Annotated in this window: 20 protein-coding genes; 14 read left to right on the forward strand and 6 right to left on the reverse strand. The window is 67.8% G+C overall.

The genetic code is table 11. The features are described 5' to 3' along the window. Positions 1 to 116 precede the first annotated feature (116 nt). Positions 117 to 3,935 carry a lamin tail domain-containing protein gene (locus tag AC6CH2_RS20615; protein ID WP_498270847.1) on the reverse strand — a complete coding sequence of 1,273 codons (3,819 nt, stop codon included), beginning with the start codon at positions 3,933 to 3,935 and terminating at the stop codon, positions 117 to 119. Here AC6CH2_RS20615 and AC6CH2_RS20620 point away from each other — a divergent pair. Further along, complete coding sequence (locus AC6CH2_RS20620; protein ID WP_498270848.1) at positions 3,871 to 4,749, forward strand: tryptophan 2,3-dioxygenase; 879 nt, start codon at positions 3,871 to 3,873, stop codon at positions 4,747 to 4,749. The two genes, AC6CH2_RS20615 and AC6CH2_RS20620, sit on opposite strands and share 65 nt — an antisense overlap. Before the next feature lie 454 nt (positions 4,750 to 5,203). Further along, entirely contained in the window at positions 5,204 to 6,787 is a 1,584-nt protein-coding gene (locus AC6CH2_RS20625) for a peptide MFS transporter (protein WP_498270849.1), read from the forward strand. Between the two features lie 962 nt (positions 6,788 to 7,749). Here AC6CH2_RS20625 and AC6CH2_RS20630 read toward each other — a convergent pair. Continuing rightward, the gene (locus AC6CH2_RS20630) at positions 7,750 to 8,307 is read right to left on the reverse strand and encodes a MarR family winged helix-turn-helix transcriptional regulator (protein ID WP_498270850.1); all 558 of its coding nucleotides are present in this window, start codon (positions 8,305 to 8,307) and stop codon (positions 7,750 to 7,752) included. Positions 8,308 to 8,405: 98 nt separating this feature from the next. Here AC6CH2_RS20630 and hppD point away from each other — a divergent pair, with 98 nt between their 5' ends. The 7 genes from hppD (at position 8,406) to AC6CH2_RS20665 (ending at position 15,536) form a co-directional block, all read left to right on the forward strand. Next, positions 8,406 to 9,497, forward strand: a complete 1,092-nt coding sequence (gene hppD / locus AC6CH2_RS20635) for a 4-hydroxyphenylpyruvate dioxygenase (protein ID WP_498270851.1) — start codon at positions 8,406 to 8,408, stop codon at positions 9,495 to 9,497. Between the two features lie 39 nt (positions 9,498 to 9,536). Next, positions 9,537 to 10,037 (forward strand): hypothetical protein, encoded by a 501-nt coding sequence (locus AC6CH2_RS20640; RefSeq protein ID WP_498270852.1) that lies wholly within the window; start codon positions 9,537 to 9,539, stop codon positions 10,035 to 10,037. Between the two features lie 107 nt (positions 10,038 to 10,144). Beyond that, entirely contained in the window at positions 10,145 to 11,470 is a 1,326-nt protein-coding gene (hmgA, locus tag AC6CH2_RS20645; RefSeq protein ID WP_498270915.1) for a homogentisate 1,2-dioxygenase, read from the forward strand. A 154-nt stretch (positions 11,471 to 11,624) separates the two neighbouring features. After that, complete coding sequence (locus AC6CH2_RS20650) at positions 11,625 to 12,278, forward strand: lectin (RefSeq protein WP_498270853.1); 654 nt, start codon at positions 11,625 to 11,627, stop codon at positions 12,276 to 12,278. A 97-nt stretch (positions 12,279 to 12,375) separates the two neighbouring features. Continuing rightward, positions 12,376 to 13,389, forward strand: a complete 1,014-nt coding sequence (locus AC6CH2_RS20655) for a sodium:calcium antiporter (protein ID WP_498270854.1) — start codon at positions 12,376 to 12,378, stop codon at positions 13,387 to 13,389. Positions 13,390 to 13,435: 46 nt separating this feature from the next. Beyond that, complete coding sequence (gene nhaA / locus AC6CH2_RS20660) at positions 13,436 to 14,665, forward strand: Na+/H+ antiporter NhaA (protein WP_498270855.1); 1,230 nt, start codon at positions 13,436 to 13,438, stop codon at positions 14,663 to 14,665. A gap of 4 nt (positions 14,666 to 14,669) precedes the next feature. Continuing rightward, positions 14,670 to 15,536, forward strand: a complete 867-nt coding sequence (locus AC6CH2_RS20665; RefSeq protein WP_498270856.1) for an SDR family oxidoreductase — start codon at positions 14,670 to 14,672, stop codon at positions 15,534 to 15,536. 680 nt (positions 15,537 to 16,216) lie between these two features. Here AC6CH2_RS20665 and AC6CH2_RS20670 read toward each other — a convergent pair. Continuing rightward, complete coding sequence (locus AC6CH2_RS20670; protein WP_498270857.1) at positions 16,217 to 17,104, reverse strand: DMT family transporter; 888 nt, start codon at positions 17,102 to 17,104, stop codon at positions 16,217 to 16,219. A gap of 70 nt (positions 17,105 to 17,174) precedes the next feature. On the opposite strand from AC6CH2_RS20670, the gene AC6CH2_RS20675 reads away from it, so the two are divergent. Then, complete coding sequence (locus tag AC6CH2_RS20675; RefSeq protein WP_498270858.1) at positions 17,175 to 17,612, forward strand: hypothetical protein; 438 nt, start codon at positions 17,175 to 17,177, stop codon at positions 17,610 to 17,612. A gap of 162 nt (positions 17,613 to 17,774) precedes the next feature. Here the strand turns inward: AC6CH2_RS20675 and AC6CH2_RS20680 are convergent, their stop codons facing one another. The 3 genes from AC6CH2_RS20680 to AC6CH2_RS20690 all read right to left on the reverse strand — a co-directional run bounded on the left by AC6CH2_RS20680 (position 17,775) and on the right by AC6CH2_RS20690 (position 19,823). Continuing rightward, the gene (locus AC6CH2_RS20680) at positions 17,775 to 18,263 is read right to left on the reverse strand and encodes an Mpo1 family 2-hydroxy fatty acid dioxygenase (protein ID WP_498270859.1); all 489 of its coding nucleotides are present in this window, start codon (positions 18,261 to 18,263) and stop codon (positions 17,775 to 17,777) included. Between the two features lie 55 nt (positions 18,264 to 18,318). Next, the gene (locus AC6CH2_RS20685) at positions 18,319 to 18,654 is read right to left on the reverse strand and encodes a DMT family transporter (RefSeq protein ID WP_498270860.1); all 336 of its coding nucleotides are present in this window, start codon (positions 18,652 to 18,654) and stop codon (positions 18,319 to 18,321) included. Positions 18,655 to 18,893: 239 nt separating this feature from the next. Further along, positions 18,894 to 19,823 (reverse strand): phosphoribosylaminoimidazolesuccinocarboxamide synthase, encoded by a 930-nt coding sequence (locus AC6CH2_RS20690; protein WP_498270861.1) that lies wholly within the window; start codon positions 19,821 to 19,823, stop codon positions 18,894 to 18,896. Positions 19,824 to 20,019: 196 nt separating this feature from the next. Here AC6CH2_RS20690 and AC6CH2_RS20695 point away from each other — a divergent pair, with 196 nt between their 5' ends. The 4 genes from AC6CH2_RS20695 (at position 20,020) to yegS (ending at position 23,661) form a co-directional block, all read left to right on the forward strand. Then, positions 20,020 to 20,358, forward strand: a complete 339-nt coding sequence (locus AC6CH2_RS20695; protein WP_498270862.1) for a J domain-containing protein — start codon at positions 20,020 to 20,022, stop codon at positions 20,356 to 20,358. Positions 20,359 to 20,473: 115 nt separating this feature from the next. Then, positions 20,474 to 21,148 (forward strand): ribulose-phosphate 3-epimerase, encoded by a 675-nt coding sequence (rpe, locus tag AC6CH2_RS20700; protein ID WP_498270863.1) that lies wholly within the window; start codon positions 20,474 to 20,476, stop codon positions 21,146 to 21,148. Beyond that, positions 21,145 to 21,618, forward strand: a complete 474-nt coding sequence (gene rraA, locus AC6CH2_RS20705; protein WP_435394447.1) for a ribonuclease E activity regulator RraA — start codon at positions 21,145 to 21,147, stop codon at positions 21,616 to 21,618. The genes rpe and rraA overlap by 4 nt, the downstream gene beginning before the upstream one ends. A 1,074-nt stretch (positions 21,619 to 22,692) precedes the next feature. After that, positions 22,693 to 23,661 carry a lipid kinase YegS gene (gene yegS / locus AC6CH2_RS20710; RefSeq protein WP_498270864.1) on the forward strand — a complete coding sequence of 323 codons (969 nt, stop codon included), beginning with the start codon at positions 22,693 to 22,695 and terminating at the stop codon, positions 23,659 to 23,661. The last annotated feature ends 64 nt before the right edge of the window (positions 23,662 to 23,725 follow it).

Here is a 23,725-nt window from a genome sequence, read left to right on the forward strand (position 1 = left end):
AGCGCATGACGGCCCGGAAAATCGCGAACCTCGTCGCATTCAGCCGGCAGGGTCGCCGCCCGGGACGGCCCGGGCGGCGCCGAAGCTCCCCGGCTCGCGCCGGGGGCGGGGTCGGCTCAGGGCTGCGGTGCGCCGCCCGGGGCGAGGATCCGCAGGGTGGTCCGGGCGGCGTTGTCGGCGGCGTCGGGATCGGCCGACGAGGACGTCACCGAAGCGGCGAGCTCGATCGTGCGCCCGGCCATCGAGGCGTCGGTCGGGGCGCGCAGATGGAACCACTGCGAGACATGGCCGGTGCTGTCGACCGATTCACCGGTGCAGGCGAGGCTGGTGTGATCGCCCTCGACCACCGGCGTCGCGCAGCGCCAGCCCGGCGCGACCGCGCTGACTTCGAGGTTCGGCCAGGCCCCGGACAGGGCCAGACCGAGGCCGACCTGGCGCGCCCAGTCCGGACCGGCGTTGTCGACCGATACCGACAATTCCAGCGGACGGCCGGCTTCGAGCGTGTCGCCACTCATCGGCCCGGCCCACACCGACAGATCGGCCTGAGTGCGCGGCACCAGCCGCAGGTGCAGCGGGTCGACGTCGCCGGCGCGGATCGGCGAGTCCTGCGCATCGCGCAGCACCGCCGGATAGCCGGCATTGGTGCGCAGGCGCTGGACCTCGATCCGGTCGGTGGCGCCGATCAGGCGCTCGTCGGCGAATGCGTGCTGCAGTTCCTCGCGGCTGCCTTCGTCGATCGAGGAATAGCGCTCCGATTCGGGGTCGGTCGCGGCGAGCCTGAGCAGGTCCGGGTCGAAACGGTCGACGCCGTCGCCGAGCACCATCGTGCTCACGCCTTCGGTCGGCCGGCCGGTCAGGGTGCCGATCGGGTCGACCAAGCCGTCGTTGAACGCATGCGCATCGAAGCGGCCGAGCAGCAACAGCGGCGGCGCCTCGGGATCGCTTTGCTGTTGTCGCACCCAGCCGGCGATGAACTCGGCTTGCAGATGGCGGCGATCGCGCTGGCGTTCGGCCTCCGGCGTGTCGGCCTCGGTGCCTGCCATCGGCGCCAGTTGCACCAGCAGCAAACGCTGGCGGAAACGGTGGCCGTCGATGGACTGGGCGATGGCATCGATGCTCAGCGGCGCTTGATCGAACAACAGCGGCGAAGGGCTGCCGCCAGTGTCCGGCAGCAGCGCATCGCGGCCGATCTGGGCGATGTGTTCGACGACCACTCGCGAACCCCAGCCGCCGACCTGCTCGCTGCGCGCGAGCAGGCCGAGGTGCGGCTTGAGCGGATCGACGTTCGGCAGAGCGATGGCGCGATATCGCGGATCGGCACTGCCCGACGCGATGGCGTCGCGATTGATGCGCTCGGCCAGGCGTTGCAGCAGGGCCTCGTTCTCGATGCCGGCGATCGCGACCAGGTCCGGCATCAGCAGGCTCTCGCGCAGGCTGCGCGAGAGTTTGCCGAGGCGGCGTTCCAGCGCCGGTAACGGCGTGGTCGGCTGAGCGGAGCCGGGCGGGCTGTACTCGTCGTAGAGATCGCCGAGGTCGTAGCTGACCACCGCGACCTGGCGCTGTTGCGGGTCGCCCGGTTCGATCCGCGGCGGCGCCGGCAGCGACGGGCGCACGATCAATTGCGCATCGTGCTGCAGGGCCACGGTGTAGCGCCCGCTGCGCTGATCGAGCGGGCCGATCACCCCGTCGATACGGGTGTCGATCGCGACATCGAGCGGCGCGTGGCCGTCGTCGTCGCTGTCGACGCCGACCACTTCCGGGTTGCCGTCCCAGCGCGGCAGCCAGTCCTGCGGCTGGCCGTGGAAGAACGGCCGATAGCGCGTGCCCGGCTCGCGCATCGGCGCCGCCTGAGCCAGCGGCTGATCGGGCGGGCCGAGCGCGACATGGAATCGGCCGTCGCTGCGGGTGCGGTCCTGCATCGCATCGAAGCTGCCGCCGGTCGGGCCGACCACGCGAACCTCCGGCAAACCCACCCGCATCCCTTCGAAGGCTTCGTAATCGGGCGCGCCGAACGGTTGCCACGGCAGCAACGGCGCCGGCGGCAGCGGCCGCGGCGAGTTCGTCAGCAAAGCGATCGCCGGCGAGCCTGCGATCGCGGTCATGCTGCCGCGCAAGGGGTGACTGCCGGTGTCGGACAATTCCGCCACCATGCCGGAAGCGCGCACGCGCAAACCGCGCCATTGCGGGTCGGGACGATGCCCGGTCTGCACGAACAGGCCCTGCGAGGTCTGCGGATCGCCATCGCTTTCGAACTCCTCGCTCTGCAGATAGAAACCGTCGTTGCTGAGCGCGGTGACGAGACCTTCGACCGAGACGAATTCGCCGCGCAGCGGCGAGACCGCCTCGCGGCCCTGCACGGCCGCGATCGGCACCAGCCGCAGATCGTCGTCGACGATGGTGGCCAAGCCTTCGAGGTTGGCGCTGCCGTCGTCGGCGATCGCGCCCGACAGTATCTGTGCCCTGATCCGGACCGTTTCGTCGCCTTCGAACCGGGTGTCGCCGCGCACGCCGAAGCTGACGTGGGTGCGGTCCTGGCCCGGGTCGATCACCGCTTCGTAGTCGAACGGCAGATAGTCCTCGTGGATCGTCGCCGAGCCGCCATCGGCCGAACTCAGTCGCACCCGCACGCCGCCGCTGCCGGCAGGACGGTCCAGACGCAGTTCGATCGGGAACGGCGCGACGTCGAAGTCGCCTTCGTTGACCGCGTTGCTGTGCAGCGACAGGCGCGGCGGCAGGGGTTGCGGATCGTCGTCGACGATGGTCGCCCGCAGGTTGAGGTAGTCGCCGTTGGCAGTGACCGCGCCGGAGTGGACCTTGACCTGAAGGACGACGGTTTCGTCGCCTTCGCTCAGCAGGTCGCCCTTGACCGGCAAGACGAAGGCGGTCTCGGTCTGGCCGGGGGCGATGGTGCCGTGCAGATCGATGGGCAGGTAGTCCTGGTCCGGCGTTGCGGTGCCCTGGCCGTTGCTGAAGGCGCTCCAGCTGACTCCGTCGGCGCCGGCGGGACGATCGAGCTTGAGCCGGAACACGAACGACGAGATGCCATCCTGCCCCTCGCCCTGTGTCACGTCGATCGCCGACAGCCGCGGCGGCGGGCCAGATGGGCAGACTCGTCTCGCCGAGGTGCGGGTGCGCGGAGTCGGCGCGCCGAGGGCGAAGTCGATCGAGTTGGCCTGCGTGTCGACGCAACCGCCGTCCCTGCGCAGTTGCGCTGTGACCGGGCCGCCTGCGGGCGCCGTCGCCGAGCCTTCGGCGCAGTCGATGCTGCCGTAACCGATGAAGTCCACCGAGCCGGTCGGGCAGGAGACGGCGATAGGGCTGGCGTGATTGACCAGCGCCAGCTTGCCGCTGAGGTGATTGAGCGAGACGTTGCCGGTGAGATCGTAGGCGCTCAGCGCGGTCGAGCCGGTCGAGACGCGCTGGCGGACCAGGAAATAGCCGCCGGGTGCGATGACGCCGGTCAATGGCGTGCGTTGCCAGGCATAGGCGCCGTTGAGCGGCGAGTAATGCAGGCTCCAGCCGCTCAGGTCGACCGCGGCGTTGCCGTTGTTGTGCAGTTCGACGAAGTCGGCGTTGTAGCGTGCGCCGCTCTGGCCGGCACCGCCGTATACCTGAGAAATGACCACCTGTGCCCCGGCTGCGCCGGACACGGCCAAAGCGATACCCGCCGCGTGGGCGCGGCTAGCGAGTCTGTGCATGGATTCCCCTGATGAATGCGCCTGCGGGACGTGCTGGGCAGGCCCGGTCATTATCCGTTTCGGGCGTCGCACACGTCGCGACTGGCGGGCGTAACTGACGGCCAGCGTTCCGAAAGCCGACCCAGGTGCGGGCGATGCGTTACGCTTTGCGCCCCTGCCGCGAGTGCCGCCGATGTCCGTCGAGAAGAACCAGCGCGAACTGGAAGCCGGTATCCATACCGACCTGTCCGGGCGCATCAGCTACGGCGGCTATCTGCAACTCGACCGGCTGCTGTCGGCCCAACGCGCGCTGTCGGAGCCGGCCCATCACGACGAGATGCTCTTCATCATCCAGCACCAGGTCTCGGAGCTGTGGATGAAGCTGATCATCCACGAGCTGAGCGCCGCGCTCGATCACCTGCGCCACGACCAGGTCTGGCAGTGCCAGAAGGTTCTCGCGCGCTGCAAGCAAGTGCTGCGCCAGCTGACCGAACAGTGGTCGGTGCTGGAGACCCTGACGCCGTCGGAATACATGGGCTTCCGCGAAACCCTGGGGCCGTCGTCGGGCTTCCAGTCGCTGCAGTACCGCAGCATCGAGTTCATGCTCGGCAACAAGAACGAAGCCATGCTGCGGGTGTTCGCCCACGACCCGCAGGGGCAGGTCGCGCTGGAGAAGGCGCTGTCGTCGCCGAGCCTGTACGACGAGTTCCTGATGTATCTGTCGCGCTTCGGCCACCCGATCCCGGCGATCCACCTCGAGCGCGACTGGCGCCTGCCGCACGTCAGCGACCCGGCGCTGCAGCCGGTGTTCGAGCGCATCTACGAAAACACCGACTTGTACTGGCGCGAGTACGCCCTGTGCGAGGACCTGGTCGACCTGGAAACCCAGTTCCAGTTGTGGCGCTTCCGCCACATGCGCACGGTCATGCGCATCATCGGCTTCAAGCGCGGCACCGGCGGTTCCAGCGGCGTGGGCTTCCTCAAGCAGGCGCTGGAACTGACCTTCTTCCCGGAACTGTTCGAGGTCCGCACCAGCATCGGCCCGTCGCAAGGCTACGGCGCCGGCGGCTGAGGCAGCGCGGCTCGATTTTCTGTAATTCTCGGGCAGGAGCGGCGCGAGCCGCGACCGCGCCGCCGCACGCGTCGACGCAAGATTGGTTGAACCACGGCGGGAGCTTGCGTAGGCGTGGGTGTAATTAGGCCCCATCGCCGTCCCGCCGCCCTTGGGTAGGAGCGGCGCAAGCCGCGCCCGCGAACCCACCAGGCCGCCTCACCGGGACCGGGTGCCCAGACACCGATCTCCCGGCATCCCGACGCCCCAGACCGCGGTAACCCCGCACCTCCAACCGCCGTATCGCGCAAAATTCTCCCCCGTTCAGCGCCCCCAAAGCGTGATTGTTGCGCCGCAACAACCGGCAATCCCGTCAATAAAGGTTTGACGGGACCGGTCAGTGCCGGTAAATCTCCCCGACCCGTGCCGTGGGCGTGGGATTTTCATTCAGTTTCGACACGACAGGGGACACCGCATGAGCGGAGCCGCGATACCGACCCAGGGCCAGGCGCCCATACCCGAGTTCAAGCAGATGCTGGGGCACCCCAAGCCCCTGTGGATGCTGTTCATGACGGAGTTCTGGGAGCGCTTCGCGTTCTACGGCATCCGCTGGGCGCTGGTGCTCTACATCGTGGCCCAGTTCTACAGCGGCGATGCGGTCGGCGAGGCGCCGGCCAACCGCGTCTACGGCGCCTATCTGGCGCTGGTCTACGCCGCGGCGATCTTCGGCGGCTACATCGCCGATCGGGTGCTCGGCTATCAACGCTCGATCCTGCTCGGTGCGGTGATCATGGCCTCGGGCCTGTTCCTGATCGCGATACCGAACGAGCAGATCTTCAAGCTGGGCCTGGCCACGATCGTGGTCGGCAACGGCTTGTTCAAGCCGAACATCTCGACCATGGTCGGCAAGCTCTACGGGGTGACCGACGGCCGCCGCGATTCGGGCTTCACCATCTTCTACATGGGCATCAACGCCGGCGCCTTCATCTCGCCGATCCTGACCGGCTGGCTGGCCGAGCAGGTGTTCGGCACCACCACGATCCCGGCCTACAAGGTCGTGTTCATGGCTTCCGGCGTCGGCATGCTGATCAGCCTGGTGTGGTTCTGGTTCGGCCGCCGTCAGCTCGAAGGCATCGGCCGTCCGCCGGAAGACAAGGCCGGCAAGCAGAAGGTGCTGTACGTGTTCCTCGGCGCGCTCGCCGCGATCCCGGTGGTCTACTTCCTGCTCGCCGTCGGCGCGACCACCCTGCAGTGGGTATTGCTGGCGATGTTCGTCGCGCTGTGCGGCCTGCTGTTGTTCGAAGGCTTCCGCGAGGGCTCGGTGCAACGCGACAAAGTCATCGCGATGCTGATCATCTTCACCTTCAACATCCTGTTCTGGATGTTCTTCGAGCAGGCCGGCAGCTCCTTCACCTTCCTCGCCGACAAGATCGTCGACCGCCAGTTCGACGGCGGCTTCGTGTTCCCGAACGCCTGGTTCCAGTCGGTCAACTCGCTGGCCATCATCACCCTGGCGCCGCTGATCGCCTGGATCTGGGTGGCGATGCGCAACGCCAATCCCTCGATCCCGCGCAAGTTCGGCCTGGGCCTGATCTTCAACGGCCTGGCCTTCCTGCTGCTGGTGGTCGTGCTGACTCCGCTGGTGATCCCGGCGTTCGGCATCGACAGCCTGCCGTCCTGGCTGAAGTGGGCGCCGTCGGTCTCGCCGGATTCGCCGTTCGCGGCCGCGCCGGGCAAGGTGCCGTTCTGGTCCTTGTTCATGGTCTACGTCATCCAGTCGATCGGCGAGCTGTGCCTGTCGCCGATCGGCCTGTCGATGGTGACCAAGCTGGCCCCGGTGCGCCTGGTCGGCTTCGGCATGGGCGGCTGGTTCCTGTCGACCGGCATCGGCAACAACCTGTCGGGTATCTTCGCCGGCGTGGTCAGCGGCGAGAAGGGCATGGACACCTCGACCGCGCTCACCGGCTACGGCTTCGGCTTCATCGTCCTGGTCGGCGCCGGCCTGCTGTTGTTCCTGGTCGCCCCGCTGGTGCAGAAGTTGATGCACGGGGTGAAGTGACCTCAAGCCGCGCTTTCGCGCGGCGGTGCGGCGAACGAAAAGACGACGGCTACGGCCGTCGTCTTTTTTTGTGGGTCGGGAGGGATGCTGTAGTTGCCGTTGCCGTTGCCGTTGCCGTGCGCCGCTACGCATTAGCGAAGGCAGTAGAAGACCCGGAGGGCGGCCTGCATGGATGCAGGCCGTTTTTCATCGGGACAAGGATGTCCCGTATGAAAAATCACCGCGTCGGCGTCGAACGTGCGGGCCCTTGATTCAAAACAAAGCATTTTTCTTTGGTTACCTTTCTTTTGTTGCTTTAGACAAAAGAAAGTAACCCGCCGCTCTAGTGGCGGAAGCTTTGGGTTTGATCTTGATCTTGATCTTGATCTTGATCTTTGATCTCGTTCGATGAGCGATGCGCCGCAAGACCGCCATAGCGATGTCGCGGCTTGCGCCGCTCCTACCCTGGCGAAAGCACGCCGCTTCGACGAATGGCGACGGCCTCGTTATCTTTGCGCGTTCCATGGTCGCGACTTACGTCGCTCCTACAGGGGACAGAGCCATAGCGACATGCTGATGCGGTAGCTCCCGGGTAGGAGCGACGCAAGTCGCGACCGCGCCATCTCCGGTCGCTGCGTCACCTGCCTTGAGGCGGTAAAGCAACATCAACAGCAGAGCTTCCGCCCCCTAAAGGGTGCGGGTAACTTTCTTTTGTCCAAAGCAACAAAAGAAAGTCACCAAAGAAAAGTGCTTTTCCTTGCAAGGGCACAAGCCCGCGCGATCGCAGCCGACGAGGGAGGCTCCAGACAGGCCATCCCTGGTCTGCTTGCGCACGCCCCGCATCCCTGCGGGCCGCCCTCCGGGTCTGCTTTTGACCGCAAAGCGGCCAAGCAAAGCCGCAAGGCAAAGCCGCAAAGCAAAGCGGATCAAAAATCACGGCAAAGGCAAAGGCAAAGGCAAAGGCGTCCTACGTGGACCAGACCCTATCGCGTCGTAGCCGCCATCTCCGCCTCGGCCTGCATCTCCAACTCGTCGAGACGGTCCAGCAACCGGAACAAGGCCTCGCGCTCGGCCGCCTCGATGCCGACCAGCAGGCGCTGCTCGAAGGCCAACGCCATCGGCGCGACCTCGTCGTAGATCTTGTAGCCGTCCAGCGACAGCTGCAGCACCGAGCGACGGCGGTCGTCGTCGTGGGTGTCGCGCTCCAGGCGGCCGGCCTCGATCAGGCGGGCGACGGCGCGGCTCACCGCGACCTTGTCCATCGCGGTGCGCTGGGCGACCTCGTTGGCCGACAAGCCGGGGTAGCGGCCCAGGACCGCCATGACCCGCCATTCGGTCACGCTGAGGGCGAAGCGCTCGGAATAGACCCGGGCGATCGCGCTGCTGACCCGGTTCGACAGCACCGAGAGGCGGTAGGGCAGGAAATGTTCCAGGTCCAGCTCGGCATGGCGCGGCCCGCCGGGCTTGACGGCCGGCGCGGTCGGGGCGCCGGCAATGGGGGACTCGGGGGCGGCATCGGGGTCGGATTGAGGTCGATTCATGTTGCACTGTGCCTTGCTTATGGTTTCATGTGAAACTATAACGACCCTTTCGACAAGGCCGTCCGCAGCGGACCCGGCCGCCACCTGAGAACAATGCCATGAATGCGCAGCCCAACCTCGGCATGCAGGTCACCACGTTCGAGAATCCGCTCGGCATCGACGGGTTCGAGTTCGTCGAGTTCGCCGCCCCGAACGGCCAGAGCGACCTGCTCCACGACTACTTCCGCAAGCTCGGCTTCAGCGCCGTGCTGCGCCACAAGTCGCGCCCGATCACCGTCTATCGCCAGGGCGGGGTGAACTTCCTCGTCAACGAGTCGCCCGACAGCTTCGCCGCGGCCTTCGCGCAAGCGCACGGCCCGTGCGCGGCGGGCTTCGCGATCCGCTTCAAGAAGCCGGCCGACGAGGTCTATAAGGCCGTGCTCGGCAACGGCGGCGAAGCGATCGGCGAGCGCGCCGACACCCGCGCGATCGACGCGCCAGTGGTCAAGGGCATCGGCGACTGCATGCTGTACCTGGTCGACCGTTACGGCGACCGCGGCACGGCCTATGAAGACTACGAGCCGATCCCGGGCGCCGACCAGCAGCCGACCGGGTTCGGCCTGACCTTCATCGACCACCTGACCCACAACCTCTACTTCGGCAACATGCAGAAGTGGTCGGACTACTACGAGCGCCTGTTCAACTTCCGCGAAATCCGCTACTTCGACATCAAGGGCGCCAAGACCGGCCTGGTGTCGAAGGCGATGACCGCGCCGGACGGCGTCGTGCGCATCCCGCTCAACGAGTCCAGCGACCCGAAGAGCCAGATCAACGAATACCTGGACGCCTACAAGGGCGAGGGCATCCAGCACATCGCCTGCTTCACCGACAACATCTACGAGACCGTCGAAGCGATGCGCGAGCAGGGCGTCGAGTTCCTCGATACCCCGGACACCTATTTCGAGGTGATCGACCAGCGCGTGCCCAACCACGGCGAGGACGTCGCCCGCCTGGCCAAGAACAAGATCCTGATCGACGCCGACCGCGAGACCCACCAGCGCAAGCTGCTGCAGATCTTCACCCAGAACGCGATCGGCCCGATCTTCTTCGAGATCATCCAGCGCAAGGGCAACGAAGGATTCGGCGAGGGCAACTTCCAGGCCCTGTTCGAGAGCATCGAACGCGACCAGATGAAGCGCGGCGTACTATAACGGTCGACCGAAACGGCCGGCCAAGGCGAAGGAATGCGCATGATCAGGGAACTCGTCGATCTGTTGACCTGCCGGGAACTCGAACCCGGGAAGCTGCGATCGCTGGCCGCCGAGATCGACGGCGCGGCCGAGGATCCCGATCTGGCCTGGATCGAGGATCCCTCGCCGGAGGAACTGATCCAGAACGCGCTGGTGTTGAAGCTGATGGATCACATCGCGGTCGGCGACAAGATCGACGAGGTGCACGAGCAGATCAGCGACTTCTTCGCCGAGCCGTTGCCGGAGTTCCCGCGTCGCGGCGACGGGCGCGGGTTCCTGCCGGACGAGTATTTCGCCTGGCTGGACCCGTTGCTGGCCGAGCGCGGCGTCGACGGCGGCGGCTACGAGTTGCTGCTGCTCGAAGATACTTTCAGCGACAACCTGCACGCGCTGCCGGTCTGGCGCAAAGACGCCGCGCGGGTCCTGCAGATCGCCGCCGAGCTGGCGTTGAGGATCGAACGCTCGACCCAGCGCTCACTGGGGTTGCGCCCGGTCATGTGACGCCGCGCCGCAGGATATTCGAATCGCGCCGCGAACGATCGCGGCGCCCCACCGCATAGCGAGTCCGTATGAGCACCGCAGCCAACGACATCGACAACGTGATTCCGATGCCCAGCACCGACGCCCAACGTCAGCGCCCGCGCGGCTACATGAGCGGCTTCGGCAACGAATTCGCCAGCGAGGCCGTGGCCGGCGCGCTGCCGCAGGGGCAGAACTCGCCGCAGCGCGCAGCGTTCGGGCTGTACGCCGAGCAACTCAGCGGCACGGCGTTTACCGCGCCGCGCAAGGAGAACCGGCGCAGCTGGCTGTACCGGATCCGCCCGGCGGCGATGCACGGCACGTTCGCGCCCTATGGCCAGCCGCGCTTCCATAACGACTTCGGCAATGGCCCGGTCTCGCCGGACCAACTGCGCTGGGACCCCTTGCCGCTGCCGGAGGCCGCGATCGATTTCGTCGACGGCCTGTACACCATGGCCGGCAACGGTTCGCCGGCCGGCCAGCACGGTTGCGGCATCCACCTGTACGCCGCCAACCGTTCGATGGAAGGCCGCTATTTCTACAGCGCCGACGGCGAGCTGTTGATCGTGCCGCAACAGGGGCGCCTGTTGATCGCCACCGAACTCGGCGCGCTCGAAGTCGAGCCGCTCGAAGTCGCGGTGATCCCGCGTGGCGTGCGCTTCCGCGTCGAACTGGTCGACGGCCCTTCGCGCGGCTATGTCTGCGAGAACTTCGGCGCCCTGCTGCGCCTGCCCGACCTCGGCCCGATCGGCGCCAACGGCCTGGCCAACCCGCGCGATTTCCTGACCCCGCATGCCTCTTACGAGGACCTGGAAGGCGAGTTCGAGCTGGTCGCCAAGTTCCAGGGCCATCTGTGGCGCGCCGACATCGGCCATTCGCCGCTCGACGTGGTCGCCTGGCACGGCAACTACGCGCCGTACAAATACGACTTGCGCCACTTCAACACTATCGGTTCGATCAGTTTCGATCACCCCGATCCGTCGATCTTCACCGTGCTGACCTCGCCGAGCGACACGCCAGGCACGGCCAACATCGACTTCGTGATCTTTCCGCCGCGTTGGCTGGTGGCCCAGCACACCTTCCGGCCGCCGTGGTTCCACCGCAACATCGCCAGCGAGTTCATGGGTCTGATCCATGGCGCCTACGACGCCAAGGCCGACGGCTTCGCGCCCGGCGGCTCGTCGCTGCACAACTGCATGACCGGCCACGGCCCGGATGCGCAGACCTTCGAGAAGGCCTCGGCCGCGGACCTATCGCAGCCGCACGTGATCGTCGACACCATGGCCTTCATGTTCGAGACGCGCGCGGTGATCCGCCCGGCCGCGCAGGCCTTCGACGCCGCGCATCGCCAGCGCGACTACCAGGCCTGCTGGGCCGGCCTGCGCAAGCACTTCGACCCGAGCAAGCGCGACTGATCGCGGGACACGCCGTCCGACCCTCGCGCGGCCCGGCCGCGCGAGGGCGCTCGCTTCGCTGCCGCGGCACGACCGCGTTTCGCGCCGCATTCACGCAAAACGGCTAGGCTGCAGCGGCCACCCGAACCGCGCCGCGCGCGCCGGAGTCCTGCCGATGAAGCGTCCGTCCGTTCCCGCCGTACTGCCGGCCTTGCTGCTGTGCCTGGCCCTGAGCGCCTGCCAACGCGACGCGGCCGGCCCCGATGGCGCCGCGACCGACGCGGCGACCCCGCCGGCCAACGATCAACCCGCCGAAGACGTGCCGCCCGCCACCGCGCCCGCGCCTGCGGCTGCCCCGCCCGCCACGCCGGCCGCGAGCGACACCCTGGCGCGCTTCGACGGCTACGGCGACCTGCGTTTCGGCATGAGCGCCGAGGAAGCCAGGAAAGCCTGGGGCGGCGAGCTCAAGGGACAGGTCGCAGCCGACAGCGGCTGCTATCACCTGACGCCGATCTGGACCCGGAACCCGGCCGAGTTCGCTTTCATGATCGAGAACGGCAAGTTCGTCCGCGTCGACGTCGGCAACGACAAGGAAACCGCGCCCGGCGGCGGCAAGCGCGGCATGAGCGCGGACGAGATCCGCAAACTCTACGCCGGCCGGATCGAAGAGCAGCCGCACAAGTACGTCGAAGGCGGCAAGAACCTGCGCATCGGCGATGCCGCCGGCGGCGCCGGCGCGCTGGTGTTCGAGACCGACGCCGCCGGCAAGGTCACCGCCTGGCGCATCGGCGTGCCGCCGCAGGTCGACTACGTCGAAGGCTGCTCCTGATACTCGAAACCGGCGAAGCGGCCGCCGCGGGCGGCGAAGCGCCACCCGGCCCGGCCTGAGCATAGAATCGGCCATTGACCGCAAGGGGATGATCGTCATGTTCGAAGCCGTCGGCTTATTCGTACTCGGCCTGGTCCTGCTGGCCCTGGGCGGCGATTCGATCGTCAAGGGCGCCTCGGGGCTGGCCCAGCGCTTCGGCGCCTCGCCATTCGCGGCCGGCCTGGTGCTGGTCGCGTTCGGCACCTCGTTGCCGGAACTCGCGGTCAACCTGCAGGCGGTGGTGCGCGGCCAGCAGGCGCTCGCGCTCGGTAACGCGGTCGGCAGCAACGTGGTCAACTTCGGCCTGACCCTCGGCCTGGCCGCGCTCGCCGCGCCGCTGCTGGTGCGCTGGCGTGCGCTGGCGCCGCTGCTGCTGGTGCTGTTGCTCGGCACCCTGGCGGTGATCGGCCTGGGCCTGGACGGCGTGCTCAGCCGTGGCGAAGGCCTCGTCATGCTGCTGGCGTTCGTCGCGGTGGTCGCCTATGCGATTGCGCGCACCCGTCGCGAAGCGCCGGAACTGCAGGACGCCATCGCCGCCTTCGCCCAGACCCAGACCCACCTCGGCCTGAACCTGGTGCGGGTGCTGATCGCGGTGCTGCTGATGCACCTGGGTGCGTATCTGATCATCGGCGGCAACGGCCTGTGGAGCCTTGGCGCCTCGCCGGCGCTGGCGGCCGGCTTCGGTTCGCCGAACGCGGCCATCATCGGCGGCGCGATGGGCCTGTCGCCGCTGCTGACCGGCCTGCTGCCGGTGGCGATCGGCACCGCGTTGCCCGAGGCCATGGCCGCCATCGCCGCTGCGCGGCGCGGGCAGGGCGACATCGTCGTCGGCCACGTGGTCGGCTCGAGCCTGTTCAACCTGCTGATCGTGGTCGGCGGCATGGCGGCCTGGCACAGCGTGCCGCTGCCGGCCTCGTTCGTGCGTTTCGAGCTGCCGGCCGCGGCGGTGTTCGCGCTGATGCTGTACCCGATGCTGCGCGGCGACCTGCGGGTGAGCAAGCGCGAGGGCGCGATCCTGCTCGTCGGCCTGCTCGGCTGGATCGGGTTCGAAGTGCTGATGCTGCTGCGCTGAGTGCGGAGCGATGGGGCTGGGCGGCCCGGGCCGATATACTGGCGCGATGAGCGAACTCACCCCCACTCCGCCGCTGTCGCGCCGCGCATTGCGCGCGCTCAGCGAGTTCTTCCGCCTCGAAGCCGCAGGCGGCATCGTCCTGATCGTCGCCGCGGTGCTGGCCCTGGTCGCGGCCAACTCGCCGCTGCAGGCGGCCTACGAGGCCTTCCGCGAGATTCCGGTGCAGGTGCGCATCGGCGCGCTCGACATCGCCAAGCCGCTGCTGCTGTGGATCAACGACGGCCTGATGGCGATCTTCTTCCTGGTCGTCGCCCTGGAGATCAAGCGCGAGGCGCTGAGCGGGCAGTTGGCCGAGCGCTCGCAACTGGTGCTGCCGATGGTCTGCGCCGCCGCCGGCGTGGTCGTGCCGGCGCTGCTGTTCTTCGCGCTCAACCGCGGCGATGCGGCCTCGATGCGCGGCTGGGCGGTGCCGACGGCGACCGACATCGCCTTCGCCCTGGGCGTGCTGGCCCTGCTGGGCTCGCGCGTGCCGGTGGCGATGAAACTGCTGTTGTCGACGATCGCGGTGGTCGACGACCTGATTGCGATCCTGATCATCGCCTTCTTCTATTCGCACGGCCTGTCGGTCACCGCGCTGATGTGGGCGGCGGCGGCGCTGGCCGGCATGTGGCTGCTCAACCGGCGCGGCGTGACCTCGCTCGGGCCCTATCTCGCGCTCGGCGTGGTGCTGTGGGTGTGCGTGCTGAAGTCCGGCGTGCATGCGACCTTGGCCGGCGTCGCCACCGGTCTGATGATCCCGCACGTCGACAAGCGCAATGCGATCGACGACGAGCACGAGCATTCGCCGCTGGAAACCCTGGAGCACGCGCTGCACCCGTGGGTGGCCTACGCGATCCTGCCGCTGTTCGCCTTCGTCAACGCCGGTCTGTCGTTGGGCGGGGTCGAGCTCAAGGACGCGACCGCGGCGCTGCCGATGGGCATCGTGCTCGGCCTGGTGGTCGGCAAGCCGGTCGGCATCGTCGGTGCCGCGCTGTTGATGCGAGCGCTGGGCTGGGCGCGTTTCCCGGCGGGCATGGACCTGCGGGCGATGATCGGCCTGGGCCTGATGTGCGGCATCGGTTTCACGATGAGTCTGTTCATCGCCTCGTTGGCCTATCAGGACCCGCTGTTGTACGAGGAGGCCGTGCTCGGCATCCTCGGCGCCTCGCTGCTGTCGGCGGCGCTCGGTTATTTCTGGTTGCGCGCGGTGCTGCCGGCGCGGGGCGGGCAGGGCTGAAGGAATGAAACATGCTTTGGTATTGGGCGCCAGCGGCCAGATCGGCGTGCCGCTGCTGCAACGGCTGTATCACGCCGGATGGCGGGTCACCGGCATCTCGCGCCACGAACAGCACGATCGCCCCGGTTTGCATTGGTTGCAGGGCGATCTGTCGTCGATGCCGGCATTGCCGGCGCGCGTCGATGCGATCTTCAGCTGCGGTCCGCTGCTGAAGTTCGCCAAATGGTACGAACAATCGGGCATCGAAGCCTCGCGTGTGGTCGCATTCGGTTCGACCAGCGCCGAGACCAAGCGCGGCTCGGCCGATGCCGACGAGCGCCGCGTCGCCCAGGAACTGCGCGAGGGCGAGGCGGCTCTGTTCGCCGCCGCGGTGCTGCGCAAGGATGAGGTGACCGTGCTGCGCCCAACCCTGATCTACGGCGCCGGCCGCGACGCCACCCTGACCCGGATCGCGCAACTGGCGCGCCGCCTGCGTTACTTCCCCTTGCCGCGCGGCGCCAACGGCCTGCGCCAGCCGGTGCACGTCGACGACCTCGCCGATGCCGCCTTCGCCGTGCTCGACGTGCCTGCGACCTTCGGCCAGATCTACGCCGTGCCCGGCGGCGAGGTGCTGAGCTATCGCGACATGGTCGCCCGCACCCTGGCCTGCCTGCGCCCGCCGGTGCGCCTGATCGAACTGCCGTCGCCCCTGTTCAACCTCGCCTTGCTCGCCGCCCAGGCCACCGGTCGAGCCTCGGGGCTCGGCGAAGCCGCGGTGCGGCGCATGCGCGGCGACATGACCTTCGACGCCGGCCCGGCGCAGCGCGATTTCGGCTACGCCCCGCGGCCGTTCCGGCCGAGTGCGGAGATGTTCGAGCCGCCGCGCGAATAGTTGTGCGGCGTCGCGGCCCGGCAGGAGCGGCTTGAGCCGCGACCAAGGGACGCGCAGAGGCAACGGTGCCGATGTCATCGATCGAAGCCGTTAGCAATCGCAGGGTAGGAGCGACGCAAGTCGCGACCGCGTCGTCTCCGGTTGCGACGCTTCTTGCCGCAGGGCGGTGAAGCAAATATCACTAGCAAAGCTTCCGCCCCCTGAAGGGTGCGGGTAACTTTCTCGTCCAAAGCAACAAAAGAAAGTCACCAAAGAAAAGTGCTCTCCCTGCAAGGGCACCAGCCCGCGCGATCGAAGCCGGCGCAGGGATGCTCCAGACAGGTCATACCTGGCCTGCTTGCGCACGGCCCGCACGGATGCAGGCCGTTTTTCATCGGGACAGGGAGGTTCCGTATGTAGATCCCGGCGGATGCACCGCTCGTGCGGGCTTGTGATTCAAAGAGAAGCAACTTCTTTTGGTTACCTTTCTTTTGTTGCTTTAGACAAAAGAAAGTAACCCGCGGCTTTAGTGGCGGAAGCTTTGGATTTGATCTTTGATCTTGATCTATTGAACGAGACAAGCGCCGCGAGACCATTGCAACGATGTCGCGGCTTGCGCCGCTCCTACCCGGACAGGCCGCGGCCGGTATCGGCGCGAGATCGATGCGACGCGATCTCGCCCACGCCGCCCCATCCCTCACTCAAACATCCGTCGCCGACACTCCCGAGCGCGACTTCGCCAGAGAACGCAAGGCGATGATCAGTACGCCGCCCAGCACCATGGCACCGCCGATCCACAGGCGCGGGCCGGGGCGGTCGCCCCAGAAGGCGACGCCCAGGGCGATCGCGAACACCGGCACCAGCAGCAGCCACGGGGTGACCCGGGCGACGGGATGGCGTTGCACCAGCACGTAGTACAGGCCGTGGCCGAGCAGCGAGGAGACGAAGGCCGCATAGATCACGCCGAGCCAGGCGAGCCAGCTCACCGTGCCGAGCGCGGCGAGGCCGCCGGGTTCGAAGGCGATGCTGAGGCCGATCAGCGGCGCCACTGCGATCAAGGCGGTCCAGCCTTGCTGGCTGTAGACGTCGAGCCCGCGCAGGCCCTTCATCAGCACCGTGCCCAGGGCCAGGAACGCGGCCGAGACCAGCATCAGCACCACCGCCATCGGTTTGTCGAGCACCAGCGGGTCGAAGCCGAGCACCAGCACCCCGGCGAAGCTCAGGCCGATCGCCACGCCGGTGCGCCAGGCGAAACGCTCGCCGAGCAGCCACCAGGCCAGCACCGCGGTCATCGGGACATAGCTCTGCAGCACGATCGCCGGCGAGGACAGGTCGCCGGCGGCCTTGAGCGCGCTGAAGCTCAGGCCGAAGTGCAGCACGCCGATGCACAGGCAGACCGCGATCAGTCGCGGCCACTGGCCCGGCGCCGGGCGCTTGACGAAGAACGCCAGCGGCAGGGCGAGCAGGGCGAAGCGCAGCCCGGTGAACAGCAGCGGCGGGATCTCGCGCAGCGCATAGGCCGAGGTCAGGAAGTTGAGCGCCCAGGACAGGACGACGAGCAGCAACAGGACGATGTCGCGAACGGGCATGGGGGAAGCCGATTGGGCTATCGTGACGGCCGCTCGAGCGGGTCGCGAATGGCATGACGGGAGAAGCATTGTGAAGTATGCGTTGCAGACCGCGGGTCCGCTCGCCTGGGGCTTGCTGGCGATCGCCGCGCTGGTGTTCTGGCTGATGCCGGGCGCCTGGCTGTTGCGCGGCTGGGTCGCGCAGTTGGTCAAGGCGCGGCCGGCCTATGGCGCGGCGCTGTGGTCGGTGGTGTTCGCCCTGGTGCTGTGGGCGATGCTGGCGGTGACCGCGATGATCGTGCTGCATGGCCAGGTGGCCAGCAGCGGCTGGCCGTTCGCGGCGGTCGCGTTCGCGCTGTCCTGCCTGGCCCTGGCGTTCAGCGTGCGCATCCACCTGCCGGGCCCCGACGGGGTGCGCCTGAGCTGGGCGCGGGCCTTGCGGGTGTCGGCGGCGACCTGCGTGGTGCTGTGGGTACAGGCGGCGCTGTGCGTGTATCTGGTGGGGCGAAATTACTTCCCGCCGACCTGACCGCATCGAACGAGAAGCCGCGATCGGCAAGCGCAGCCAGTAGCCGAGATCAAGGCCCGTGGCGGTCTGTCCGAGGGCAGGCGGCGACGCCGCGAGGTCGAGGCGTCGCGCGGCCGCGACTTGCCTCGCGCCTGCCCTGGGGGCCCGATGGCGGCTGTCCGCTCAGTACGACCAGCCGAGCTTGCGGTACAGCTTCGACAACACCCAGGCCGGGCCGATCAGCAGATAGGTCAGGTCGGTCAGGAAGCTCGGCTTCTTGCCTTCGATCTTGTGGCCGACGAACTGCGCGATCCAGGCCACCACGAACACCGCGATGGCGGTGTAGAGCAGCACGGTCAGGCCGAAGCTCTGTGCGATCCAGTGCGCGATCAGCGACAGCACCACGAACTGCACGAGCATGCCGAAGCCGAGCCTGCGCGAGGCGCGGTAGTAGAACAGCAGCGCGGCGAACATCCCCAGCGCGGCCCAGGCGCCCGGACGGAAGTAGCTGCCCGGCGCGGGGATGCACCACAGCAGGGCGATCACGCTCCACAGGATCGCCGGCACCGCGATCACATGGATGCTCTGGTTGACGGCGTTGCGGTGGTCGCCGGAGTAACTGGCGAACCAGCGATCGATGGGGCGTTGCGACGATTCGGCGACGGTGCTCATGCTCGACTCCCGTTGCGGCGGGGCGGACGCGCGGTCCGCGGATTGGTGCGGGCGGCTAGTGGGCCGCGGACTTCGAGAATAGCTGGATGACGGCCACCCCCGCCACGATCAGGCCGATGCCGGCGAGCGCGCCGGCGTCCAGGGTCTGTTTCATGAACAGCCAGCCGATCGCGGCGATCAGGACGATGCCGACGCCGGACCAGATCGCATAGGCGACGCCGACCGGCACCGTGCGCAGCACCAGCGACAGGAAGTAGAACGCGGTGGCGTAGCCGAGGCCGACGATCAGCGAGGGGCCCAGCTTGGTGAAGCCGTCGGAGGCCTTGAGCGCGCTGGTCGCCACCACTTCGGCGGCGATCGCGACGCTCAGGTACAGGTAGCCGATATTCATGCGGTGCTCGCGGGGAGGGCGATCGGGCCAGGGTAACGCGCATGGCGGCAGGGCTGTATCCGCGGTCGGCCCTCGAGTGTGGCGCGGATCGCGCGATCGGTGAGGCGCCGGCACCCAGATTGGCCGCGCTTGCACACGTGACTGGCCGCGTAGCCCCCGGGTAGCCGCGGGGGCGTCCCAAACCAAACCGTCCCGAACCGAACCGTCCCGAACGGGCCCGTGTCGCGGGCCGGTGGAGGTCAGTCGATCGAGATGCCGGCGAGCTTGTGCAGCGCTTCGGCGTACTTGGCGCGGGTGCGCTCGATGACCTCGGCCGGCAGGTTGGGGCCCGGCGGGGTCTTGTCCCAGCCCAGGGTTTCCAGATAGTCGCGCACGAACTGCTTGTCGTAGCTCGGCGGGCTGGTGCCGACCTGGTACTCGTCGGCGGGCCAGTAGCGCGAGGAGTCCGGCGTCAGCATCTCGTCCATGACGTAGAGGCGGCCGTCGGCATCGGTGCCGAACTCGAACTTGGTGTCGGCCAGCAGGATGCCGCGCTGCGCCGCGTAGTCGGCGGCATAGCGGTACAGGCGCAGGGTGGCGTCGCGCACCGCCTCGGCCAGTTCGGCGCCGACCGTGCGCACCGCGGTGTCGAAGTCGATGTTCTCGTCGTGGTCGCCGACCGCGGCCTTGGTCGAGGGGGTGAAGATCGGCTCGGGCAGTTGCTCGGCCTGGCGCAGGCCGCTCGGCAGGGCGATGCCGCTGACCCGGCCGGTGCGCTGATAGTCCTTCCAGCCGCTGCCGATCAGATAACCGCGGGCGATGCACTCGATCGGCACCGGCTTGAGCCGCTTGGTCACGACCGTGCGTCTGGCGTACAGCCGGGCGTCGACACCGGCCGGCAGCACCGCGGCGACATCGATCCCGGTCAGGTGATTGGGAATGATGTGGGCGGTCTTGCCGAACCAGAAGTTGCTGATCTGGCAGAGCATCTCGCCCTTGCCCGGGATGGGGTCGGGCAACACGACGTCGAAGGCGCTGAGGCGGTCGGTGGCGACCATCAACAGACAGTCGCCGCCCGGGGCGGCGCCCGCAGGCAGGCGATCGGCCGGAAGGTCGAAGACATCGCGGACCTTGCCCCGGTGGCGCAAGGGCAGGCCGGGCAGTTCGGATTGCAGCAGTGTGGTCGTCAACGTGGGGACCCCTGATGGCGGCGGCGTAAATGATTCCCCCCATCGCCTCGCGCCGCCGGAGCCGGACGGCTCGCGCGCGCAGGCGCGACGGGGCCGGGCAGTGTACGCCGGCTGGCGCCCGCGTGCAGGTAGACTGGGGGCCGGCGGCCCGCAGGGGCCTGGACGGGCCGCGACCGGCCCGGGACGATGGGCGCGAATGAAGCGCTGGTACGGCAAATTGCTCGGCTTCTTCGCCGGCGCGGCGCTGCTGCGCGGCAACCCCTTCCTGGGCGCGATCATCGGCCTGCTGATCGGCCACGCCTTCGACACCGACTGGTTCAAGCTGCGCGGCGACAACCCCTATGCCGTACTGGGCGTGAGCGACGACGCCAGCGACAGCGAGGTCGACCAGGCCTACCGCCGGCTGATGTCGCAATACCACCCCGACCGGGTCGTTCACGCGGCCCCCGAGCTGCGCAGCCAGGCCGAGCAGCGCGCCCGCGAGATCAACCGCGCCTACGACCGGATCAAGACCCTGCGCCAGCGCAAGAAATGAGCGGGCAGGAGTGAGGGGGCAGGAATGAGCAGGACAAGAGGCGCCCGCTCGTGGCCCGCTCCTCGCTGCTCGCCTTTTACGGGACAATAGCCGCCTGTCCTACCGAGCCGCGCCCATGCAAGCCACCGTCATCGCCCCTTCGATCCTCTCGGCGAACTTCGCCAAGCTCGGCGAGGAGGTCGACAACGTCCTCAAGGCCGGCGCCGACTGGGTCCATTTCGACGTCATGGACAACCATTACGTGCCGAACCTGACCATCGGCTCGATGATCTGCGAGGCGCTGCGCAAGCATGGCGTGACCGCGCCGATCGACGTGCACCTGATGGTCGAGCCGGTCGACCGCATCGTCCCCGACTTCGCCAAGGCCGGCGCCAGCACCATCAGCTTCCACCCGGAAGCCAGCGGTCACGTGCACCGCACGATCCAACTGATCAAATCGCACGGTTGCCAGGCCGGCCTGGTGCTGAACCCGGCGACCCCGATCGAAGTGCTCGACTGGGTACTCGAAGACCTGGACCTGGTGCTGCTGATGTCGGTCAACCCGGGCTTCGGCGGGCAGAGCTTCATTCCCTCGGCGCTGGACAAGTTGCGCCGCGTGCGCGAGCGCATCGACAACAGCGGCCGTGCGATCCGGCTGGAGATCGACGGCGGGGTCAAGCCCGACAACATCGCCGAGATCGCCGCCGCCGGCGCCGACACTTTCGTCGCCGGTTCGGCCGTGTTCAACGCGCCCGACTACGCCGAAGTGATCGGCCGGATGAAAGCGGCGGTCGCGGCGGTGCGCGGATGAACACCTGCGATCTGTGCGATCTGCACGAAGCACGGGTCCGCGTATTGGACCTGCCGTTGCGCGACTACGGCGGGCGCCTGGCCTTCGACGGCACGGTCAGCACCATCAAGGCCTACGAAGACAATTCGCTGGTGCGCGAAGCGGTGGCCGAAGCCGGCAACGGCCGGGTGTTGGTGATCGACGGCGGCGGCTCGATGCGCCGCGCGATGCTCGGCGACCTGCTTGCGGCGAAAGCGGTCGAGAACGGTTGGGCCGGGGTGGTCGTCCACGGCGCGATCCGCGACAGCGGCGCGATCGGTGCGATGGAACTCGGCGTCAAGGCGCTGGGCACCTGCCCGCGCAAGACCGACAAACTGGGGCAGGGCATGCGCGACGTCGCGATCGAGATCGGTGGCGTGGTCATCCGGCCGGGGGATTGGTTGTGCGCGGATGAGGACGGGGTGGTGGTGGCGGACGAAGTTTTGCGTTGATCGCGCTTGTCTTCAGTCTTTGTCCTTGTCCTTGTTTTTGTCTTAGTGCTCTGCTCTTGCTGTGCGCAGCTTCGCTTTAGCGAAGGCCAAAGAAGACCCGAAGGGCGGCCCGCAGGGATGCGGGCCATTTTTCGTCGGAACAGGGAGGCCCCGTATGAAAGCCCCGCGTCGGCATCGCTCGTGCGGGCCCTTGATTCAAAGAGAAGCATTTTTCTTTGGTTACCTTACTTTTGTTGCTTTAGACAAAAGAAAGTAACCCGCCGCTTTAGTGGCGGAAGCTATGGGTTTGATCTTGGCCGCGGCAGCGGGGCGCTCTCACCCCTGTAGGAGCGACGCAAGTCGCGACCGCGGGACGCGCAGAGGCCACAACGCCGAGGTTATCCATTGAAGAGGCGCGCTTTCGCGAGGGTAGGAGCGAGGCAGGTCGCGACCGCGTCGTCTCCGGTTGCGGCGCTTCTTGCCGCAGGGCGGTGAAGCAACAGCAAAACTTCCGCCCCCTAAAGGGTGCGGGTAACTTTCTCGTCCAAAGCAACAAAAGAAAGTCACCAAAGAAAAGTGCTTCTCCTTGCAAGGGCACAAGCCCCGCACGATCGATGCCGACGCAGGGATGCTCCAGACAGGCCACCCATGGCCTGCTTGCGCACGGCCCGCATCCCTGCGGGCCGCCCTACGGGTCAGCTTTTGACCGGCAAAGCGGCAAGGCAGATCAAAATCACGGCAACGGCAACGGCAACGGCAACGGCAACGGCAACGGTGCATGCTTGTCGATCAGCCGCGGGCGCCCGCACTGCCCCGCCCAAAGCAAAGGACGCGGGCCCTGCGGCCCGCGTCCTGGAATAATTGGAGGCAATCCAGCCTCCGCCCGTCGTCCCTGATATGGACTCTTATATTCCGGATCAACGATGACCGGTGTGTGACAAAAGTAGCGAATTCGGAAGCTCGGCCGTCCAGCCCGACACGGCCCCTCCGATCGCCCGGGCAGAGCCAAGGCCGGTGCCCGCCGCGACCGACGTTCACCGGGAATTTCCCCGACGCTGGTAGCCTCGCGGGCTTCCCGCTCGGACTCCCGTCTCCATGCCCAAGCCTCGCTGGCGCTTGATTCTCAACGGCAAGTCGGCCGGCGACGATGACCTGCGCGAGGCCGTGGTCGCGATACGCGAGCGCGGCATCGACCTGGACGTCCGCGTCACCTGGGAGGGCGGCGATGCCGAGCGCTACGTAGCCGAGGCCATCGCCGACGGCGTCGATACCCTCGTCGCGGCCGGCGGCGACGGCACCCTCAGCGAGGTCGCGACCACCCTGGCGCATCGCGACGAACCCGCCGATGCGCTGCCGTCTCTCGGGCTGGTGCCGCTCGGCACCGCCAACGACTTCGCCAGCGCCGCGCTGATCCCCATCGACCCGGCATTGGCGCTGGATCTGATCGCGCGACGGCCGCCGCAGCCGATCGACCTGATCCGCCTCGAAGCGCCGGACGGCCTGCACTGGGCCGCCAATCTCGCCAGCGGCGGCTTCGGCACCCAGGTCACCATCGACACCGACGCCGGCCTCAAGAAGATGCTCGGCGGCCTGGCTTATCTGGTCACCGGCATCTCCAAGCTCGGCCGCATCGATCCGGTCCGCGCCCGTATCTACGGCGACGGCTTCGAGTGGGAGGGCGATTTCATCGCCCTGGGCATCGGCAACGGCAAGCAGGCCGGCGGCGGCCAGGTACTCTGTCCGGACGCGTTGATCGACGACGGCCTGCTCGACGTGACCGTGGTGCCGGACCTGTCCGGCGAAGTCGGCGCGACCGTGCGCACCCTGCTGACCGAAGGCAAGCATGCCGCGCTCGACCGGGTCGCCACCCGGGTGCAGTTGCGCTCGGTCGAGATCGAATCGCCGCGGGCGCTGACCCTCAACCTGGACGGCGAACCGGTCTGTGCGCATCACTTCCGCATCGACTGCGTGGCCGGCCGCGTGCGCATGCACCTGCCACTCGGCTGCCCGCTGCTGTCGGCGACGCCGGCATTGCCGCCGTCGTTCTCCGCCGGCGCCGGCTGAGGCCGTCGCGCGGCGCCGGCGAAGCGGCTACAGTAGCGCCCATGAAAGCCTGGGCGAACCCGCA

Source organism: Lysobacter sp. GQ73 (assembly GCF_059758755.1).

Coding starts and splice junctions, on each gene's coding strand:
- AC6CH2_RS20620 (WP_498270848.1), top strand. CDS start 3,871: ATGTCCGTCGAGAAGAACCAGCGCGAACTGGAAGCCGGTATCCATACC.
- AC6CH2_RS20615 (WP_498270847.1), bottom strand. CDS start 3,935: ATGCGCCCGGACAGGTCGGTATGGATACCGGCTTCCAGTTCGCGCTGG.
- AC6CH2_RS20625 (WP_498270849.1), top strand. CDS start 5,204: ATGAGCGGAGCCGCGATACCGACCCAGGGCCAGGCGCCCATACCCGAG.
- AC6CH2_RS20630 (WP_498270850.1), bottom strand. CDS start 8,307: ATGAATCGACCTCAATCCGACCCCGATGCCGCCCCCGAGTCCCCCATT.
- hppD (WP_498270851.1), top strand. CDS start 8,406: ATGAATGCGCAGCCCAACCTCGGCATGCAGGTCACCACGTTCGAGAAT.
- AC6CH2_RS20640 (WP_498270852.1), top strand. CDS start 9,537: ATGATCAGGGAACTCGTCGATCTGTTGACCTGCCGGGAACTCGAACCC.
- hmgA (WP_498270915.1), top strand. CDS start 10,145: ATGCCCAGCACCGACGCCCAACGTCAGCGCCCGCGCGGCTACATGAGC.
- AC6CH2_RS20650 (WP_498270853.1), top strand. CDS start 11,625: ATGAAGCGTCCGTCCGTTCCCGCCGTACTGCCGGCCTTGCTGCTGTGC.
- AC6CH2_RS20655 (WP_498270854.1), top strand. CDS start 12,376: ATGTTCGAAGCCGTCGGCTTATTCGTACTCGGCCTGGTCCTGCTGGCC.
- nhaA (WP_498270855.1), top strand. CDS start 13,436: ATGAGCGAACTCACCCCCACTCCGCCGCTGTCGCGCCGCGCATTGCGC.
- AC6CH2_RS20665 (WP_498270856.1), top strand. CDS start 14,670: ATGAAACATGCTTTGGTATTGGGCGCCAGCGGCCAGATCGGCGTGCCG.
- AC6CH2_RS20670 (WP_498270857.1), bottom strand. CDS start 17,104: ATGCCCGTTCGCGACATCGTCCTGTTGCTGCTCGTCGTCCTGTCCTGG.
- AC6CH2_RS20680 (WP_498270859.1), bottom strand. CDS start 18,263: ATGAGCACCGTCGCCGAATCGTCGCAACGCCCCATCGATCGCTGGTTC.
- AC6CH2_RS20685 (WP_498270860.1), bottom strand. CDS start 18,654: ATGAATATCGGCTACCTGTACCTGAGCGTCGCGATCGCCGCCGAAGTG.
- AC6CH2_RS20695 (WP_498270862.1), top strand. CDS start 20,020: ATGAAGCGCTGGTACGGCAAATTGCTCGGCTTCTTCGCCGGCGCGGCG.
- rpe (WP_498270863.1), top strand. CDS start 20,474: ATGCAAGCCACCGTCATCGCCCCTTCGATCCTCTCGGCGAACTTCGCC.
- rraA (WP_435394447.1), top strand. CDS start 21,145: ATGAACACCTGCGATCTGTGCGATCTGCACGAAGCACGGGTCCGCGTA.
- yegS (WP_498270864.1), top strand. CDS start 22,693: ATGCCCAAGCCTCGCTGGCGCTTGATTCTCAACGGCAAGTCGGCCGGC.